Origin of the sequence: Pantoea sp. PNA 03-3 (genome assembly GCF_003201175.1) — a bacterium.
GTDB lineage: Bacteria > Pseudomonadota > Gammaproteobacteria > Enterobacterales > Enterobacteriaceae > Pantoea > Pantoea stewartii.
The window spans coordinates 35,286-54,500 of the sequence record NZ_QICO01000009.1 but is presented as its reverse complement, the minus strand read 5'-3'; the positions used below and the strand labels follow the sequence as shown (position 1 = coordinate 54,500).

The window sequence follows — 19,215 nt, the reverse complement described above, 5'->3', positions numbered from 1 at the left end:
CTCGCCGACCAGGTGAAGAGAGTGGCCGTCGGGAAATATGTCAACTAACGCCGCGCAACAACATAAAATCGTCAGGGTAAGTTCGGTTTGGCAATCTCAAACAATATAACTGGTCAGCAACGGCTCCTGCTTGCATAAGCGGTGCCAGTCAACAATCGGCATTCGCACATGCAACCCCACACTGCCGTCCTCTTCGTTCCACTCTTTTTCAATCGCCTGCAACTGATAGAAACGGCTGCGTAAGCGCCCCGCATCCGGTGGCAAACGTAAATCGTACTGGGCAATCTCGCCCGACAGACGCTCGGACAGCGCCTGCCATAACAGCGGAATCCCCGCCCCCGTCTGCGCAGAGAGCCATACTCGCACCGGCAGGTTATTTTCGTCACGGTCAATGCGCGGTTCAAAACCGTCCAGCATATCGATCTTATTCATGATCAGTAACGCGGGAATTTCATCGGCTTCGATTTCTTCAAGCACCTCATTGACAGCATCTATGTTTTCATTGACCCGTACGTCAGCTGCATCGATCACATGCATCAGCAACGTGGCCTGGCGGGTTTCCTGCAAGGTAGCTTTAAATGCGGCCACTAAATCATGCGGCAGATGGCGGATGAAGCCGACGGTATCGGCCAGCACAACTTCACCGACATCGGCAACATTCAGGCGACGCAGCGTGGGATCCAGCGTGGCAAACAGCTGATCCGCGGCATAAACGTTGGCAGAGGTGATGGCGTTAAAAAGGGTAGACTTGCCGGCGTTGGTGTAACCCACCAGCGAGACAGTCGGCACATCGGCTTTAGCGCGCGCCTGTCGTCCCTGCTCGCGCTGTTTTTCAACGCGTTCCAGACGTGACAAAATCTGGCTGATACGGCCACGCAATAAACGGCGGTCGGTTTCTAACTGCGTTTCACCCGGGCCACGCAGGCCAATACCGCCTTTCTGGCGTTCAAGGTGCGTCCAGCCTCGTACCAGGCGTGTTGCCAGGTGACGCAACTGCGCCAGCTCAACCTGCAATTTCCCCTCATGGGTACGTGCACGTTGGGCAAAAATATCAAGAATCAGGCCAGTGCGGTCGATAACACGGCACTCGCACAGGCGCTCAAGATTACGTTCCTGAGCGGGCGTTAAGGCATGATCGAAAAGGACGACCGATGCTCCACTTGTTTTTACCGCATCGGCAATTTCAACGGCTTTTCCTTCACCGACAAAATACTTGGGATGTGGCGCTTTACGACTGCCGGTGACAACCTGCAGTGCTTCAACGCCAGCAGAAGAAACCAGGGTTTCGAATTCCTGTAAATCTTCGAGCTCTTTGTCTTGGGAGAACCAGATGTGTACCAGTACGGCCTGCTCACCGGCATCATAACGGTCAAACAAGCTATAACCTCGCTTATATAAAAAGACCAGGACGGAAAACCTGAGGCTTTCCAGTCCTGGTTAAACGGTGCCGCCTTACTCTGCGTTATCACCGTCTTGTTGTGGCTGCGACTGAGCAGACGTATTGCTGCCGCCGTGATGGTAATTGTTGTTGCTGCCACCGCCGGTATTGTTGCTATGGTGAGAAACCGGACGTGAAGGCACAACAGTAGAGATGGCATGCTTATACACCATCTGACTTACCGTGTTTTTCAACAAAATAACGAACTGATCAAAGGATTCAATCTGACCTTGCAGCTTGATACCGTTGACCAAATAGATCGAAACCGGAACACGTTCACGACGCAGTGCGTTCAGAAACGGGTCTTGTAATGATTGCCCCTTAGCCATTCTATCTTTTCCTTATATGCTTGTTGTTTGTTGCTTGTAGAACACAGTGGTTCTGAAAAAAACTGCGTAAAAATTTGCGCACGTAACTTGCCAATTGTACACAATCACCCATGCTTCGCACTAACAACCTGAAGTACTGTATCACGCGCTAAGTGAGGTTCATCACTGTCTAACCAGTGAATGTTCTCCCAGCCACGTAACCAGGTCATCTGCCGTTTAGCGAGTTGCCGGGTTGCGCAAACTCCCCGATAAACCATTTCGTCGTAGTCGATCTCGCCCGCTAAATAAGACCACATCTGGCGATAGCCGACACAACGAATGGAAGGCATATCCGTATGCAAATCACCTCGTGCAAACAGGGCCCGAGACTCCGCTTCAAATCCTGACGCCAACATCTGGTCGAAACGCAACGCGATGCGTTGATGCAACAGCTCGCGGCTCGCGGGGGCGATAGCAAACTGGTGAACATCGTAAGGGAGCGCTTCGCCGGAAATTTTAGTCAGTTCCGTTAAAGTTTTACCCGAAATAAAAAAAACTTCCAGTGCCCGCGAAAGTCTCTGCGGATCATTCGGATGAATACGACTGCCTGCGACCGGATCAATTTCGCAAAGTTGACGATGTAAAGCTTCCCAGCCTTTTTCACTCGCCATTTGCTCTATTTTTTGGCGGACATCCGGATCGGCCGAGGGCAGCGGCGACAATCCTTCAAGTAACGCCTTGAAGTAGAGCATAGTTCCACCAACAAGCAACGGAATTCGTCCATGCTGAACGATATCCGCCATTTCTGCTAACGCGTCTCGCCGAAACTCCGCTGCCGAATAGGCCTCAGCAGGATCGCGAATGTCCAGCAAACGATGGGGTGCCAGCGCCAGTTCCTCTGCAGAAGGCTTCGCCGTACCGATGTTCATCTCTCGATAAATCAGAGCAGAATCTACGCTGATCAGTTCCACCGGCAACTGTTTACGCAGCTCAATCGCTAATGCGGTTTTGCCTGACGCTGTCGGCCCCATCAAAAAAATCGCCTTTGGCCGGCCAGCCTGGTTTAATTCACTCATGCTTCAACGCGTTTATCGCGCTCTCAATCTCGATGGCTTGCAACAAGCCTGAAGGTGGCGATTTCAGCAGCTGCGGACAAAGCCTTTCCAGCTCCGTCAACAGCGTAATCGCCTGGGAGTGATTCCAGTTCTGAGGCTCTGCATCCTCTCGTCGCGCCAGCCACTGGGCCAGTTGCGTCGCAGAGTTCTCTTGCTGTCGGGCGAGATAGCCTAACAGTTCAGGAATCAAGATTTGTAAATTTTGTGTTCGTAACGGTAAAGGCACGGCGCGCAAGATAATGTGGTCGCCCTCCGGATGCAAATCAATGCCCATCTGGTTAAGCAGACTGAGATTGTCCTGTGCCGCCTTGCGCTCTGCCGAGGCGATTTTTAACCGCACAGGAATCAAAAGCGGTTGTGCTTTTAATCCACCTTCCTGCGGCTCTAACTGGGCCTGTTTTAACCACCGCGCCGCCACGGGCAGGGCTAATAACAGTAAAGTCTGGTCCTGCTCCAGCACGGCATACTGATCTGCCAGCACCGTCAGTACGCGACCAAAACTGTGCAGATGCGCTTTCACAGGCGTTGGCGTAATCGTCGCCTCACGTGGCGGCGAGACCGGCGCTTTTGCCGCAGTGGCAGGAGGGGCTGCGGTATCCAGCAACTGCTGATAAACCTTGCCTTCATGCGGGCGATAACCCGGCTCTTTACTTTGCCAACCCGCCCCACCGGTTGTGCCACCACTGTTACGCGGCGTTGCCGCAGGCTGGCTGAAATGATTGCCGCCTGCGGCCTGGCGGTTTTCCTGTTGCCAGCGTGGTGCAGGCTCCTCTGCCTGTACGGCTGGCAGAACGGGCGCCGCACTTTCCTGCAAGACGCTCATGACGCCCTGGTAGATAAAATCATGCACCAGACGTGACTGATGAAAACGCACCTCATGTTTTGCCGGGTGGACGTTGACGTCGACCTGGTGAGGATCGATCGTCAGATAGAGCACATAGGCGGGCTGTTGATCGTCCTGCAACTGGCTCTGAAACGCCTGCCGGATGGCATGGTTGATGAGCTTGTCACGCATCATGCGGCCATTAACATAACAGTACTGGATGTCGCTGATCTGACGAGAGCCGGCGGGATCGGCAACCCAGCCGCGCAGAGCTAAATCGTCATGCTGCCAGTCGATTCGCAGTGCGTGCTGCATGAAGGTCGTGCCACAAATCGCGCCAAGGCGACGTTCACGCTGGCGCTCATCGTTAACCGCCCGGTACTGACGCATCAGCTTGCCGTTATGGTTCAGAGAAATCGCCACGTCAAACCGCGCCAGCGCAATGCGACGGATGACTTCATCAATATGACCAAACTCGGTTTTCTCAGTACGCATAAACTTGCGGCGCGCTGGCGTATTGTAAAAAAGGTCAAGGACTTCCAGCGTCGATCCACAGGGATGTGCGGCAGGCTTGAGGGTCACCTGCATATCACGGCCTTCCGCGTACGCCTGCCAGGCTTCGCTTTGTTCAGCCGTGCGCGACGTCAGCGTCAGGCGGGAAACCGAGCTGATACTGGCCAGCGCTTCCCCACGGAACCCCAGGCTCATAATGGCTTCCAGATCGTCCAGTGATGCAATTTTGCTGGTTGCATGGCGAGCCAGCGCCATCGCGAGTTCATCTTTTGCGATACCACAGCCGTTATCGCGGATGCGGATGAGTTTTGCACCGCCCTTTTCGATATCCACATCTATTCGCGTTGCCCCCGCATCAAGGCTGTTTTCCACCAGTTCCTTCACAACCGATGCGGGGCGCTCAACCACTTCTCCGGCGGCAATCTGGTTAGCGAGTTGCGGCGGTAAAATTTGTATTGGCATGCGGGATATCCTTGTAGCTGGTTGCCCGGCCTGCTGGCCGGGCCCACAATCAGGATGCAGGGATTTTCAGGTTTTGACCCAACATCACGTTGGTTGATTTCAGGTTATTCGCCTGAAGGATCGATTTCGGGCTGACACCGTAATGGGCGGCGATGCTGCTCAGTGAATCACCACGAACCACCTTATGTCGGATCGGGCGACGGGGAGTCGTTGCAGCTGGCGTTGTCCTGCTGGCTACCGCGCTGGCAGGCACTTTCAGTCGCTGTCCCACCCAGACGACATCGCGCTTCAGGGTATTCATCTGCCGTAACGTTGCCATACTTACGCCATATTTTGCTGCAATACCGGACAGCGTCTCTCCACGTGTCACGGTATGCCGTTGCACAGCGCCCGTATAGTGCGTCTCACCGGTAGCCGGATTACTGGCTACGCTGACCGCTGGCGACGAGCCCAGCGGCCGGTTTTCCTCCTTTGGGACCGATTGTAGCGGGTGCGCCAGGAAATAAGCGCGCAGTCCTTTATATATTGACTGTGCAATCTTATCCTGGTGTGCGCTACTGCCGAGCAGTCGCTCCTCCGAGGCATTACTGATAAATCCGGTTTCCACCAGAAGCGACGGAATATCCGGCGAACGCAACACGCCAAGGCTGGCATGCTCCGGTAAACGTTTGTGTAACGACGTCACACCGCGCAACTGTTGGATGACTTTCACCGCAATGTCATATCCGACGCGCTGCGAGTGACCAAACTGGAGATCAAGCACCGCCTGGCTCAGATAAGGATCGGCCTGGCTGTTGGCCAGTAAATCGCCAGCCCCGCCCAGGAGTTCAGACTGTTTCTCTTTTTGCTCCAGCCAGTTCGCCATCTCACTGTTTGCACGACGGTTAGACAAGACCCAGACCGAGGCACCTGTGGCCGCATGGCTGGGGGCAGCATCCGCATGGATAGAGACCAGCACGTTGGCATTCGCTTTACGCGCCACGTCTGACCGGCCCATCACTGAAATAAAGTAGTCGCCATCACGCGTCAATACACCTTTAAACATCGGATCATTGTTTAAAAGCACTTTCAATTTACGCGCAATCGCAATAGTGACGTTTTTCTCTTTCAGGCCGTGCTGCCCAATTGCGCCTGGGTCCTGACCGCCATGTCCCGCATCAATGGCGACAATCACCGTATCGTTGCGGCTGGACGTGCCACCCGGTACGGCCGTGCTATTGGTATTGGTTACCGTAGTGACCGGATTCGCATTGAACGGATTGCTGGCATTGCGTTGTCGCGTTCGGGTGGGCTGGGATTCTGCCACGGCAGCAGGTGCGCTGCGCGTAACGGCGGGATGCTTACCCTGAATAGTAAAGACAACGCTGTAATTGCTGCCATTGCGCTGTGTCACTGCGCGGGTTTTTCCCGACTGCGTTAGCTCAAAAACCAGCCGGATACTTTGTTTATCTTTTGGCGTGCTGGTACGAATGCGCTTTACGATGTTATCGCCGCTAAACGTTAAGGGTAGCCCTTTAATCACGCCACTTTGACGGATATCCAGAACAACGCGGTCGGGATTATGTAGGGGAAAATAGGCATAAACCGGCTGGCCAGAAAAACTGAGCGTTACTGTCGCCTGATTCCCGCCATTTGATACCTGAATGTCCGATAAATTAGCGGCAAACAGCGGACCCGCAACCAGTAGCAATCCTGCCACGATAACTGTTTTCATCCATGACATCATGCCGGTGCCCTGCCTTGTTCGATCTGCGTCACCCAGCGCTGTCCCTGTTCGGAATGTGCCACCAGTTCGGCCTCGCGTGCCTCATTGACATAACGCAGCGTTAAGGCGATATCCGGGGGAGGCAAAATACCGGCACCCTGTTGCGGCCACTCCACCAGACAAATCGCGTCATTGGTGAAGTAATCACGAATCCCCATGAACTCGAGTTCTTCCGGATCGGCAAGGCGATAAAGATCAAAATGATAGACAGCACGCCCGTCCAGAACATACGGCTCAACCAGCGTATAGGTCGGACTTTTCACATTGCCCACGTGGCCGGATGCCTGTAAGAAACCGCGGCTGAATGTGGTTTTTCCCGCACCGAGGTCGCCGTAAAGATAGATAACCGCCGCCTTGCCACAGGCATGCGCCAGTTGAGCACCCAGGTCGAGTGTTGCCGCCTCAGTGGGCAAAGGTATAACACAGCTCTTCATGCTTCTTGATTCATCTCTGGATTAACAAACTGCCACAGCAGATCAAATAAGTCTGATGCCAGCATACCGCGCGTGCCCCATAGTGCCGCTCGCTTATCAGCGGCAGCACCGTGAGCGACACAACCTGCGCAGGCAGCATCAAACAGCGCCAATTTTTGTCCCATCAACGAGGCAATAATACCGGTGAGCACATCACCCATACCACCCGATGCCATTCCTGCATTACCCACATCGGCAAAAGCCATCTGACCACTTTCACTGGCAATAATGGTGCCGGCGCCTTTTAAGACCACGACACCACCATAGCGTTTCACCAGTTCCTGTGCAGCATGTAAGCGGTCACTTTCAATTTCGCTGGTTTTAACACCCAGCAAGCGAGCCGCTTCGCCTGGATGCGGCGTTATAATGCGATTCTGACGTTTCTCTGCCTTTATTGCCAGCAAGTTAAGCGCATCAGCATCCCAAAGCATCGGCTTTTCAGCGCTTTTAACCTTCTCCAGTGCATTCTGGCCCCATTCACGCTGTCCCAGCCCCGGTCCAATCGCAATGACATCCGCCCAGGCGATGCCGTCATCCAGGCGCGTATCCGTCAGCTCGTCCACCATCACTTCCGGGCGCGCGGTAAGAATGGGCGCAATATTATCCTTGTGAGTAAGTACTCGCACCAAGCCGCTACCGGTGCGTAGCGCTGCTTCCGCAGACATCCGAATAGCGCCCGCGGTTCCACTGTCCCCACCAATAATCAGCAGGCGGCCCTGATCGCCTTTATGGGAAGTCGCCTTACGCGGCTTAAGCCACTGGCGTAAACTGTGTGCATCGTATCGGGCCATGGGGGGCTGCTGTGCTGCCAGAAAGTCGTGTAAACCCAGACCGGCGAAATAAAGTTGTCCGACACAATCCCGTGCTTTACCGGTGAGCTGTCCGGGTTTTAACGCGATCACGCTCACCGTATGCGTGGCTTCTGTCGCCTCACCCGGCGTCGTGCCGTTTTCTGCCGACAGGCCGGATGGCATATCGATGGCCACGACCGGCGCGCTATGCTCATTGATCTGTGCAATCAGGGTGGATAAAGGCTCAACCGGCGCCCGTGAAACGCCAGTGCCTAACAACGCGTCTACGATCACGTCGACGTTTTCAGGCCAGGCGGCGTCGGGCGCGTGAATTTCGCCGCCCGATTCAAGCCATCCGTCTCGCGCAGTACGCGCTTCGTCGGGTAAAGGTTTACTGCCATCGCACGCCAGCAACGTCACCTGTTTACCTGCAGCCTGAGCCAACCGGGCGACAACATAGCCATCGCCTCCGTTGTTGCCGTGACCGCACAACACCAACCAGTGCTGAGCTTCTGGCCAGTGCGCCATAATATGTTCATATACCGCCTGACCTGCACGTAACATCAGCTCGTAGAGCGTAATGCCCAGCGCATCTGCCCCCTCGCGCTCAAGTTGTTTCAGCGCCTGCGCAGGCCAGACAGAGTGTGGTAAACTGCCGCGGTTTCTCTTCGGATTCTGGTTAGTCATGTCATACCCTCTGGATCTTGATCAACTCGCTCAACACATTAAGCAGTGGGGACGCGATCTGGGCTTTCAGCAGGTCGGTATTACCGATACCGATCTCAGCGCAGAAGAACCGCGCCTGCAAGCCTGGCTGGATAAGCAGTACCATGGCGAAATGGAATGGATGGCCCGCCATGGAATGATGCGCGCACGTCCGCATGAACTGCTACCCGGCACGCTGAGGGTGATCAGCGTTCGCATGAACTACTTGCCCGCGAAAGCCGCGTTTGCCAGCACGCTGAAAAACCCACAGTTGGGTTATGTCAGCCGTTACGCGCTGGGCCGCGATTACCACAAAGTATTGCGCAATCGCCTGAAAAAGCTTGGAGAAATGATCCAGACGCACTGTGGCGAAAGCCAGTTTCGCCCGTTTGTGGATTCTGCGCCGCTGCTTGAACGCCCGCTGGCGGCGAAAGCCGGACTGGGCTGGACCGGTAAACATTCGCTGATCCTGAATCGTGAAGCCGGTTCGTGGTTTTTTCTGGGTGAACTGCTGATCGATCTGCCCCTTCCCATCGATACGCCGCAGGAAGAACAGTGTGGGCGCTGCGTTGCCTGCATGACCATTTGCCCGACGGGCGCGATTGTTGAGCCCTATACCGTCGATGCGCGACGTTGCATTTCCTACCTGACGATCGAACTCGAAGGAGCTATACCGGAGGAGTTTCGGCCGCTCATGGGAAACCGGATTTATGGCTGTGACGACTGTCAGTTGATTTGCCCCTGGAATCGCTATGGGCAGTTGACTGACGAAGCCGATTTTTCGCCCCGCGCCGCGCTGCATGCCCCAGAGTTAACCGCGCTGTTTCAGTGGGATGAAGCTAAATTCCTGCGCATTACTGAAGGGTCCCCTATTCGGCGCATTGGTTATCAGCGCTGGTCCCGTAATATTGCCGTCGCGCTGGGCAATGCACCCTGGCATACAGAGATCCTTAGCGTCCTTGAGCAACGACGTGGCGAAAGCGATCTGCTGGACGAACATATTGAGTGGGCCATCACGCAACAGTTACATAAGCGAAAAGCGCTGGCGATCGATGTTCAACCCGCGCAGCAAAAACGGCTGGTGAGAGTCATTGAAAAGGGATTACCACGTGATGCCTGATTGCGCAACTGTCCAGAAGGCGCGGATTTCCACATCCTGTGAATAAAAATAAAAACGCGTTGTCATTCAATCGTAATAACACAACTGACAGAAAAGGATAACATAATGAAATATTATTATTTCATTAAAAATCAGCAATTTAAATAAAATTTGTGTTATTTTGCAAATGCGTCTACCGTCTGGCTTAATTCACAAACCTGTGGATAACTCTGTTTAAAACAAAATTTCAGAAGGGCGAAAACGGCACAGACAACGCGATAACGGCTGTGGATAACTGGACTGAATTGTCGTTGATACTGCTGCCAGCCTGACAGGCTGTTAACAAAAACGTGACGATAAATCTGGAGCGGGAAACGAGACTCGAACTCGCGACCCCGACCTTGGCAAGGTCGTGCTCTACCAACTGAGCTATTCCCGCATAGAAGGGCACTGCAAAAAACATTTTGGAGCGGGAAACGAGACTCGAACTCGCGACCCCGACCTTGGCAAGGTCGTGCTCTACCAACTGAGCTATTCCCGCATAGTAGGATACTGCTAAACATCATTTGGAGCGGGAAACGAGACTCGAACTCGCGACCCCGACCTTGGCAAGGTCGTGCTCTACCAACTGAGCTATTCCCGCGCCTTGTACCGTCATAAATTCTTCACCGGTACGGGGTGCGCATTATACGAGAAATCGCTGCTGCTGCAAGATGCTGACAACAAAATTTTGCGCTTTTAACGCGTTTGCTGATTATTGCAGCAACATGGCGATTTCCTGTGCACCCTTTGCTGGTTAAAGCTGCAAAAAGTGTTGACGGTAATAAGCAAGCTCGGCGACAGACTCACGAATATCGTCCAGTGCCTGGTGCGAACCCGTCTTTTTGAAGCCTGGCAGGATGTCTGGCTTCCAGCGGCGAGCCAGTTCTTTCAGTGTGCTGACATCCAGATAGCGATAATGGAAGTAGGCTTCCAGCTCCGGCATGTACTTAAACAAAAAACGGCGATCCTGACCGATACTGTTGCCGCAGATCGGCGAGGTATTGGCTGGCACCCACTGTTTCAGAAATTCGATCGTTGCCTTTTCAGCAGCACGGTCATCTGTCTGGCTGGCCTTAACGCGCGCAACCAGTCCACTGTTAGTATGAGTACGGACGTTCCAGTCATCCATCAGGCTCAGTTGTTCATCAGACTGATGAACCGCCATCACCGGCCCCTCCGCCAGAATATTCAGATCGGCATCAGTCACCAGAGTGGCAATCTCAATGATACGATCGCGTTCCGGATCGAGCCCGGTCATTTCCAAATCAATCCAGATTAAATTATTTTCGTTTCCAGTGGCCATGCTATTACCTGTGGTTGCTGAGTCGTCATTCGTCATCAATAAGGTGTATCATAGACGTTTTGCCCCTGTGGCGAAATCCAGCTAAACCGGTGAGGGTGAGTGAGTAAAAATAAACTGTCGAAAGGTCAACAACGCCGCGTAAGCGCTAACCACGATCGTCGTTTAAATCAGCGCAAAACGCGCCCGGAAGCGGACGATAATTTATTTGGTGAAGATGCTGAGGGCATTGTGGTCAGCCGATTTGGCATGCATGCCGATGTCGAAGACAGTGCGGGCATTACGCATCGCTGCAATATTCGCAGGACGATTCGTTCACTGGTGACGGGCGATCGTGTGGTCTGGCGCCCTGCCCTCAACGGCGGCAAAGGCATTGTTGAAGCGGTGCATGAGCGCACCAGCGTACTGACACGTCCTGATTTTTACGACGGCGTTAAACCTATTGCCGCGAACATCGATCAGATTATTATCGTGTCGGCCATTTTGCCCGAGCTCTCCCTGAACATAATTGACCGCTATCTGGTCGCCAGTGAAACGCTGGATATCGAGCCGCTGCTGGTGCTCAATAAAATCGACCTGCTGGATGATAAAGCCCGCGCGTTTGTCGATGAGCAAATGGCGATCTATCGCAAGATTGGTTATCGGGTCTTAATGGTCTCCAGCCATGAGAAAGCCGGTCTGAGTGAATTGCAGGCGGCATTGATTGACCGGATAAGTATCTTTGCGGGACAGTCCGGCGTCGGCAAGTCGAGCCTGTTGAATGCCCTGCTCGGTTTTGATCAACAGGAAGATACGGCCATTCTGACCAATGACGTGTCCGACGTGTCGGGTCTGGGTCAGCATACGACGACAGCATCCCGGCTTTATCATTTCCCCGACGGCGGCGATGTGATCGATTCGCCCGGCGTTCGTGAGTTCGGTTTATGGCATCTGGAGCCGGAACAAATCACCCGGGGATTTGTCGAATTCCGTGAGTTTTTAGGCGAATGCAAGTTCCGTGACTGCAAACATGGCTCGGACCCTGGCTGTGCCATCCGTGAAGCCGTTGAGCAAGGAAAAATCGACGCATCCCGCTTTGACAACTATCACCGCATTCTGGACAGTATGGCGCAGGTGAAAGTCCGGAAAAACTTTGCTGAGAGTGAAGATTAAGGCCAGTAACAGCGTAGTCGCCATCTGACCGGGGCGCTGCTACAATCCGCCCCCATTTTGTCAATGTTATAAAAGATAGCCAGGAGGCTAGGGTGTTTGATCGTTTTAAACTTGGCTTGAACCACATTCTCCCCAAAAAATGGCTGACTGAACTTGCTGGCTGGGGCGCAAGCCGTCGCGGCGGCTGGCTGACTAAGCTGGTGATTGACGGCTTCGTCTGGTTTTATAAAGTCGATATGACTGAAGCACGTAAACCGGATACCGCCAGTTACCGCACCTTCAACGATTTCTTCGTCCGCCCGTTAAAGGATGAGGCGCGCCCTGTGGATCCGGATGCGAGCCTGATTGCGCTGCCTGCGGACGGTGCCATCAGTCAACTTGGGCATATCGAAGGCGACCAGATTTTCCAGGCAAAAGGCCACTACTATACGATCGACGCGCTGCTGGCAGGGAACGAGCAACTGGCCGCGTTGTTTCGTGAGGGTGAATTTATCACGACGTATCTGGCACCGCGTGATTATCACCGCGTCCATATGCCGTGCAACGGCATCCTGCGTGAAATGATTTACGTGCCAGGCGATCTTTACTCAGTGAATCCTCTGACCGCACGCAACATCCCTAACCTGTTTGCCCGTAACGAACGGGTCATTTGTTACTTCGAGACCGATATGGGACCGATGGTACAGATCCTGGTGGGCGCGACTATCGTCGGGAGCATTGAAACCGTTTGGGCTGGCACGGTCACGCCACCACGCGAAGGCATTATCAAACGCTGGCACTATCCGGCCGCCGACCACGACGGTGCCGTTGTTCTGCTTAAAGGCCAGGAAATGGGCCGCTTCAAGCTGGGCTCGACCGTGATTAACCTGTTTGCGCCTGGCCGTGTCAGGCTGGCAGAAAGCCTTGAGGCCGAAAGCAAAGTCCGGATGGGACAACCTATGGCGGTCGCCCTGCCTCTGGCCACCGCACCGTCTGACGCTGTCGAATAAGAGTAAGCCCTGTGTTCGTACGCGCGTTCCTCTGTTTGCTGCTGAGCCTGGGGCTCAGCAGTACTACGTTTGCCGCCAGCCTGCCAGATGCCAGCCAGCTCAGACAACAGCTGGAAGAAGTCAAGTCCGCTAAAAACGCCGCTTCGCAAACCGATCAGATTCAGTCGCTTGAAGCTGCACTGGCGGCCCTTTCTGAACGTGATGATGCTGTTGAGCGCGCGCAGCAGTATCAACAGGTCATTGATGATTTTCCGCGTCTGGCACGCGAGCTGAGACAACAAATCGCCTCACTCAACGACAGTGTGAAGACGGTACGCAGCACGATGAGCAGTGCCGAGCTGGAACAAGAGATTCTGCAAATCAGCAGTCAGCTGATTGAGGAAGGACGCCAGGCTCAACAGGAGCAGGATCGGGCCCGCGAGATCAGCGATTCCCTGTCACAACTGCCGCAGCAGCAAACGGAAGCACGCCGGGCGCTGACGGAGAGCGAGCGACGTCTGCAGAGCGCGGGCAGCCCTGCCACGCCAGCCGGCCAGGCACAGCTGATGGCCCGTCAGGCAGAAAATGCCGCGAATAAGGCCCGGGTGGATGAGTTTGAGCTGGCGCAGCTGTCGGCAAATAACCGTCAGGAACTGGCGCGCATGCGCGCCGAAGTCCACCAGCGTAAGGTCACCCAGCTCGATAATTATCTCCAGGCGCTGCGTAATCAACTTAATGAGCAACGTCAGCGCGAGGCAGAAACTGCACTGGCCCGGACAGAACAGCTGGCGGAAAACAGCGGTGATCTGCCGCCAGCGATCAGTAAACAATTTCACGTTAACCGTGAGTTATCTGGCGCACTAAATCAGCAGGCGCAGCGAATGGACCTGGTGGCCTCACAACAACGCCTCGCTACCAATCAAATCATTCAGGTCCGCCAGGCACTGTCCACGTTACGGGAACAATCTCAATGGCTGGGCGCATCCAGTCTTCTCGGTGATGCTCTTCGCGCGCAGGTCGCACGATTACCTGACATGCCGAAGTCTCAGCAGATCGACAATGAGATGGCCCAGCTTCGTGTTCAGCGACTGCATTATGAGGATTTGCTCGAACAGCAAAACGTATTGCGTAAGGCCCATCAGCCCGACGGACAGCCTTTTACCAGCGAACAAAAGCGGATTCTGGATGCGCAGCTTAAAACGCAACGCGAACTGCTTAACTCGTTGATTTCGGGCTGCGATACGCTGATTCTGGAAATCACCAAGCTGAAAGTGGCGAACACGCAGCTACAGGATGCGCTAACCGAAGTTAAAGACGCGACGCACCGCTACCTGTTCTGGACGGCCGATGTCAGCCCGATTTCGTTGAGTTATCCCCTTGATGTGGCTAACGGCCTGTCTCACCTGCTGACGCTGGACACACTGGGGCAGCTTGGTAAAGCGCTGGCCATGATGTTTACCAGCCGCAGCACGGTATTACCCATTCTCGGTGCGGTGCTGCTGGTCGGCTTCAGTCTCAGTACCCGTCGTCACTTCAATGCTTTTCTTGAACGCTCAGCCAGTAAAGTCGGTAAGGTGACGCAGGATCGTTTTCGCCTGACAATCCGTACCGTGTTCTGGTCGATTCTGGTGGCGCTGCCGCTGCCGGTACTCTGGGCTACGCTGGGATACGGCCTGCAAAATGCCTGGCCCTATCCTGTCGCCGTGGCGATAGGCGACGGCATCACCGCCACCTTACCTTTGCTGTGGATCTTTATGGTCAGCGCACAGTTTGCGCGCCCGAACGGCCTGTTCATCGTGCATTTCCGCTGGCCTCAGGTGCGTGTTGCACGCGCGATGCGCTATTACTCGTTGAGTATTGGCCTGATCGTGCCGCTGATCATGTTGCTGATTACCTTCGATAACCTTGACGATCGCCTGTTCTCCGCCACCCTGGGGCGGCTGTGCTTTATTTTGATCTGTGGCGCGCTCAGTATTGTGACGGTAAGCCTGAAGCGTGCAGGCATACCGCTTTATCTCGATAAAGAGGGCAGCGGCGAGAATATGATTAACCGCCTGCTGTGGAATCTAATGATCGCTATTCCACTGGTAGCCGCCCTTGCGTCAATGACGGGCTATCTTGAAACCGCGCAGGCGCTGCTCGCCCGTCTGGAAACCTCTGTGGCGATCTGGTTTTTCCTGCTGGTGATTTACCACATCATTCGCCGCTGGATGCTGATTCAGCGACGCAGGCTGGGCTTTGATCGCGCACGCCAACGCCGTGCCGATATGCTCGCCAACCGTGCGCGCAACGAAGAGGAGAAAGATCAGGCCGCACAAAATACTGACGTAATTGAAATTGAAGAGCCTGTTATCGACCTGGACGCCATCAGTGCCCAGTCGCTGCGTCTGGTACGCTCCATTTTGACACTTATCGCGCTGGTATCGGTCATCGTCCTGTGGTCAGAAATCCACTCTGCATTTGGTTTCCTTGAAAATATTCGTCTGTGGGACGTGAATACCTCCGTTCAGGGCGTCGAAAGCATTCAACCTATTACGCTGGGTGCCGTCCTGATTGCCATTCTGGTATTCGTGATTACCACACAACTGGTGCGCAATATGCCGGCTCTGCTTGAGCTTGCGTTACTGCAGCATCTTGATTTGTCACCGGGCACCGGTTATGCCATCACCACGCTGACAAAATATGTGCTGTTGCTGATCGGTGGCTTGCTGGGCTTCTCACTCATCGGCATTGAGTGGTCAAAACTACAATGGCTGGTTACCGGTCTGGGCGTCGGGCTGGGATTTGGTCTGCAGGAGATTTTCGCGAACTTTATTTCCGGCCTGATTATCCTGTTTGAAAAACCGATTCGTATCGGTGATACCGTGACCATCCGCGACCTTACCGGCAGCATTACGCGCATCAATACCCGCGCAACCACGATCACTGACTGGGATCGCAAAGAGATTATCGTGCCCAATAAGGCGTTCATTACTGAGCAGTTTGTTAACTGGTCGCTTTCCGATTCCGTCACGCGTGTGGTGCTGACCATCCCTGCCCCCGCTACCGTTAGCAGTGAAGAAGTCACTACCCTGCTTAAACAGGCGGCAGAGCGCTGCAGCTATGTGCTGGATACACCGCCACCTGAAGTGTTCCTGGTGGATTTACAGCAGGGAATTCAGTTGTTTGAACTGCGCGTGCATGCGGCGGAAATGGGCCATCGAATGCCGCTTCGCCATGAACTGCATCAGCTTATTTTACATGGCTTTGCAGAGCATGGCATTGAAATGCCGTTCCCGCCGTTCCAGATGCGTGTAGAAGCGCTGAGCCGAAAAACGCCGACAGGTAATAGCGCATCGACCACCCGAACGTTCCGCTCAGGTGGGCTCTGAGAATAAAAATTGCCGTAACGGGCCGGTTAAGAGCGGATTGGTGCGCAGCGAGACAGCGCGTAATCTTGTTCAGGTTAGGTATCAGAACGCAATAAAAAACGCCCGGTCGAACCGGGCGTTATGTTGTCTGAAACGCTTTATTGCTTCACAAAGGCTTCGCCCTGCGCGATATCTTTTTTCAGCGTTTCAAGCATGCCTTCCAGTGCCTGCTGTTCAAACGGACTTAATGCGCCGATGGGCTTGCGCTCAGCAACCCCATTCTTGCCCAGCAGCAGCGGTTGAGAGAAGAAGCGGGCATACTTTCCTTCACCTTCAACATAAGCACATTCCACTACGTTCGCTTCGCCATTCAATGCACGCACCAGCGATAATCCAAAACGGGCAGCTGCCTGGCCCATAGACAATGTAGCAGAGCCGCCACCGGCCTTGGCCTCAACGACCTCAGTACCCGCATTCTGGATACGTTTGGTCAGGTCAGCCACTTCCTGCTCACTGAAGCTGACGCCCGGCACCTGAGACAACAGTGGCAGGATGGTCACACCGGAATGCCCACCGACGACAGGCACTTCAACTTCGCCAGGTTGTTTACCTTTAAGCTCCGCAACGAAGGTGTTTGCACGGATGATGTCCAGCGTAGTGACACCGAACAGACGATTCTTATCGTAGACGCCGTGTTTTTTGAGCACTTCCGCCGCAATCGCCACGGTCGTATTAACAGGGTTGGTAATGACACCAATCAGCGCCTTAGGGGCGGTAGTCGCCACCTGCTCGATCAGGTTGCTGACGATGCCGGCGTTAACATTAAAGAGATCCGCACGATCCATGCCCGGTTTGCGTGCCACACCCGCGGAAATAAGCACAACGTCGGCCCCTTTCAGGGCTGGTTTCGCATCCTCACCGCTAAACCCCTGCACCTTTACTGCGGTGGGAATATGGCTGAGATCTACTGCCACGCCCGGCGTGACAGGCGCGATATCGTAAAGAGACAGTTCTGAACCTGCTGGAAGCTGGGTTTTGAGTAGAAGTGCGAGCGCCTGGCCTATGCCACCCGCGGCACCGAGAACGGCAACTTTCATTCATAACTCCTTATTAAGGTGGGGCAGAGAAGATCCGATATTCCATCTGTATCAGAGCGTAACCAACGGCTCAGTGGATGACGTTTGTCCGGTGCCTGCTCTACCTGCTTCAATACAGAAGCGCCGGATAAAAAATGACACATCATCTTCCTGTCCCTTACTCGCCAGGTTACTCACGCGAGTCAGGCAATTCCCGGTTCAGGCTTACTTTAGTAACAAATGATGAAGGCATCATTCTCACTAACAGGCTGTAAACATTATACCCGTGAACTGGCAACCGTATTATCCGCAGAAAGAGATCGGCAATGTACATTTTTATTTTCTTACCTCATCAATAATATAACACCTTTGCAACCTTTGCCTTTTCAGGCTGTGAGCTGGGTTTTGGTCTGAGGAGATTCTTTGCTATTATCGCCGCCCGCGATGATGACCTCGCAGTACAATTAACAACCGATTGCATAAAAATTCATTTATATGCATAATAATGTCTTTGCTGCGGCCTGGTTCGCGGTTTGTCTTACGTATACTGGTAAATTATGCGAAACCCATCGAAACAAGACGATCTGATTAAAGCCTTCAAGGCATTATTAAAAGAAGAAAAATTCAGCTCTCAGGGCGAGATTGTTCAGGCGCTTCAGGAAGACGGCTTCGAGAACATTAATCAGTCAAAAGTTTCTCGTATGCTGACGAAATTTGGCGCGGTGCGCACCCGCAATGCCAAAATGGAAATGGTTTACTGTTTACCTGCGGAACTGGGCGTGCCGACTACCACCAGTCCTCTGAAGAATCTGGTGCTTGATATTGACTATAACGATGCTCTGGTCGTGATTCATACCAGCCCGGGTGCCGCACAGTTAATTGCGCGTTTACTTGACTCATTAGGTAAGTCCGAAGGCATCCTGGGCACGATTGCAGGAGACGACACCATTTTTATCACGCCAGCACGCGCCTTTACTGTCAGGCAACTGCACGATGCTATTCTGGTATTGTTTGAACAAGAACTTTAGCCTTTATCTCTGACCGGCAGCGCATCTGCCGGTTGATCTGCAGCGCGTCCCTCCTTGTGTTCTCTTCTGTTTAAACGCTCTATTATCAACGAGTTGAGCCTATCTCATTGCCGCTATTTACCTTGTACTATTGGTCATACCCTTTATCCTGACTACTTTTCCACGCTATTTTATACTGCTCTACACCGCATCGATGGTGCTATCCTTTGAGGTTATGTTCACAAGCAGCCTGATCGACCATAAATTTCCGCACCAAAAGTTAAAGTTGCGCATCTTACTGTTTTTATAAGTAATTACCTGCCAAAGGCCGTTTTTTAACCGCTTTTAATAACGTTTAGTTATAAAAAAATCCCATAAGGTTAAAGTATGACTACAAAACATTATTAGGCAGATATTAATTTCTGCCGTTATTAGTCCTATACTTACTTTCGTGATGTGAATCACACTAATAAAAAAGAAGAACAGCCACGACGAGGACATCTTTCATGAAAATTAAAACTACCATCGCTGCTTTAAGCATTCTCTCTGCCCTGTCATTTGGTGCATCTGCAGCTGAATATGTTTCTGCTGCGGATGCTCAGAATCTGCACTCTGTCGGCACTGTGAGCGTTAGTGGTGTCGCCGGTGCGCCATCAGATATCAGACAGCAACTGAGTGAGAAAGCGGATCAACACGGCGCTAAAGCTTTTCGTGTTATCGAGGCTTACAACGATGGCAACTATCACGCCACCGCTGAGTTGTACAAATAAAAGCGTTTGAACTGACAGGTAACCAGATGAGATCACATGCTCACTGGTTAATTAACAT

General features: G+C 53.3%; 15 protein-coding genes and 3 tRNA genes. 6 read left to right on the top strand and 12 right to left on the bottom strand.

What is annotated here, in order from left to right:
* Positions 1-96 precede the first annotated feature (96 nt).
* From hflX to nnr, 7 genes are all read right to left on the bottom strand, one after another.
* Positions 97-1,377, bottom strand: a complete 1,281-nt coding sequence (hflX, locus tag C7433_RS19735; protein ID WP_110268756.1) for a ribosome rescue GTPase HflX — start codon at positions 1,375-1,377, stop codon at positions 97-99.
* Positions 1,378-1,452: 75 nt separating this feature from the next.
* Entirely contained in the window at positions 1,453-1,767 is a 315-nt protein-coding gene (gene hfq, locus C7433_RS19730; protein ID WP_033740039.1) for an RNA chaperone Hfq, read from the bottom strand.
* A gap of 104 nt (positions 1,768-1,871) precedes the next feature.
* Entirely contained in the window at positions 1,872-2,822 is a 951-nt protein-coding gene (miaA, locus tag C7433_RS19725; RefSeq protein ID WP_006120944.1) for a tRNA (adenosine(37)-N6)-dimethylallyltransferase MiaA, read from the bottom strand.
* Entirely contained in the window at positions 2,815-4,659 is a 1,845-nt protein-coding gene (gene mutL / locus C7433_RS19720) for a DNA mismatch repair endonuclease MutL (RefSeq protein ID WP_058702688.1), read from the bottom strand. Before mutL ends, miaA begins: the two co-directional genes overlap by 8 nt.
* 49 nt (positions 4,660-4,708) lie before the next feature.
* The gene (amiB, locus tag C7433_RS19715) at positions 4,709-6,385 is read right to left on the bottom strand and encodes an N-acetylmuramoyl-L-alanine amidase AmiB (protein WP_110268755.1); all 1,677 of its coding nucleotides are present in this window, start codon (positions 6,383-6,385) and stop codon (positions 4,709-4,711) included.
* Positions 6,382-6,858, bottom strand: a complete 477-nt coding sequence (gene tsaE, locus C7433_RS19710; RefSeq protein WP_054633013.1) for a tRNA (adenosine(37)-N6)-threonylcarbamoyltransferase complex ATPase subunit type 1 TsaE — start codon at positions 6,856-6,858, stop codon at positions 6,382-6,384. Before tsaE ends, amiB begins: the two co-directional genes overlap by 4 nt.
* Positions 6,855-8,375: a bifunctional ADP-dependent NAD(P)H-hydrate dehydratase/NAD(P)H-hydrate epimerase gene (gene nnr / locus C7433_RS19705; RefSeq protein WP_054633012.1), complete on the bottom strand. Its 1,521-nt coding sequence runs from the start codon at positions 8,373-8,375 to the stop codon at positions 6,855-6,857. The genes tsaE and nnr overlap by 4 nt, the downstream gene beginning before the upstream one ends.
* Between nnr and queG the strand changes: the two genes are divergently transcribed.
* Positions 8,374-9,513: a tRNA epoxyqueuosine(34) reductase QueG gene (gene queG / locus C7433_RS19700; protein WP_033740044.1), complete on the top strand. Its 1,140-nt coding sequence runs from the start codon at positions 8,374-8,376 to the stop codon at positions 9,511-9,513. The genes nnr and queG overlap by 2 nt on opposite strands.
* Positions 9,514-9,855: 342 nt before the next feature.
* On the opposite strand, the gene C7433_RS19695 is transcribed toward queG, so the two are convergent.
* The 4 genes from C7433_RS19695 to orn form a co-directional block, all read right to left on the bottom strand.
* Positions 9,856-9,931, bottom strand: a tRNA-Gly gene (locus C7433_RS19695).
* 26 nt (positions 9,932-9,957) lie between these two features.
* Positions 9,958-10,033: transfer RNA gene (locus C7433_RS19690), tRNA-Gly, on the bottom strand.
* Between the two features lie 26 nt (positions 10,034-10,059).
* Positions 10,060-10,135, bottom strand: a tRNA-Gly gene (locus C7433_RS19685).
* Between the two features lie 153 nt (positions 10,136-10,288).
* Positions 10,289-10,837, bottom strand: coding sequence for an oligoribonuclease (gene orn / locus C7433_RS19680; RefSeq protein WP_006120954.1), 549 nt, complete (start codon positions 10,835-10,837; stop codon positions 10,289-10,291).
* Positions 10,838-10,936: 99 nt separating this feature from the next.
* Here orn and rsgA point away from each other — a divergent pair, with 99 nt between their 5' ends.
* From rsgA to mscM, 3 genes are all read left to right on the top strand, one after another.
* Positions 10,937-11,986: a small ribosomal subunit biogenesis GTPase RsgA gene (rsgA, locus tag C7433_RS19675; RefSeq protein WP_033740048.1), complete on the top strand. Its 1,050-nt coding sequence runs from the start codon at positions 10,937-10,939 to the stop codon at positions 11,984-11,986.
* Between the two features lie 92 nt (positions 11,987-12,078).
* On the top strand, positions 12,079-12,975 hold the full coding sequence (asd, locus tag C7433_RS19670) for an archaetidylserine decarboxylase (RefSeq protein ID WP_033740050.1): 897 nt from the start codon (positions 12,079-12,081) through the stop codon (positions 12,973-12,975).
* A gap of 11 nt (positions 12,976-12,986) precedes the next feature.
* Complete coding sequence (gene mscM / locus C7433_RS19665; RefSeq protein ID WP_058708616.1) at positions 12,987-16,325, top strand: miniconductance mechanosensitive channel MscM; 3,339 nt, start codon at positions 12,987-12,989, stop codon at positions 16,323-16,325.
* Between the two features lie 137 nt (positions 16,326-16,462).
* Here the strand turns inward: mscM and mdh are convergent, their stop codons facing one another.
* The gene (gene mdh, locus C7433_RS19660) at positions 16,463-17,401 is read right to left on the bottom strand and encodes a malate dehydrogenase (protein WP_006120961.1); all 939 of its coding nucleotides are present in this window, start codon (positions 17,399-17,401) and stop codon (positions 16,463-16,465) included.
* 536 nt (positions 17,402-17,937) lie between these two features.
* Here mdh and argR point away from each other — a divergent pair.
* Positions 17,938-18,408: a transcriptional regulator ArgR gene (gene argR, locus C7433_RS19655; RefSeq protein ID WP_006120962.1), complete on the top strand. Its 471-nt coding sequence runs from the start codon at positions 17,938-17,940 to the stop codon at positions 18,406-18,408.
* A gap of 485 nt (positions 18,409-18,893) precedes the next feature.
* Positions 18,894-19,157: a peroxide/acid stress response protein YhcN gene (gene yhcN / locus C7433_RS19650; RefSeq protein WP_039341751.1), complete on the top strand. Its 264-nt coding sequence runs from the start codon at positions 18,894-18,896 to the stop codon at positions 19,155-19,157.
* The last annotated feature ends 58 nt before the right edge of the window (positions 19,158-19,215 follow it).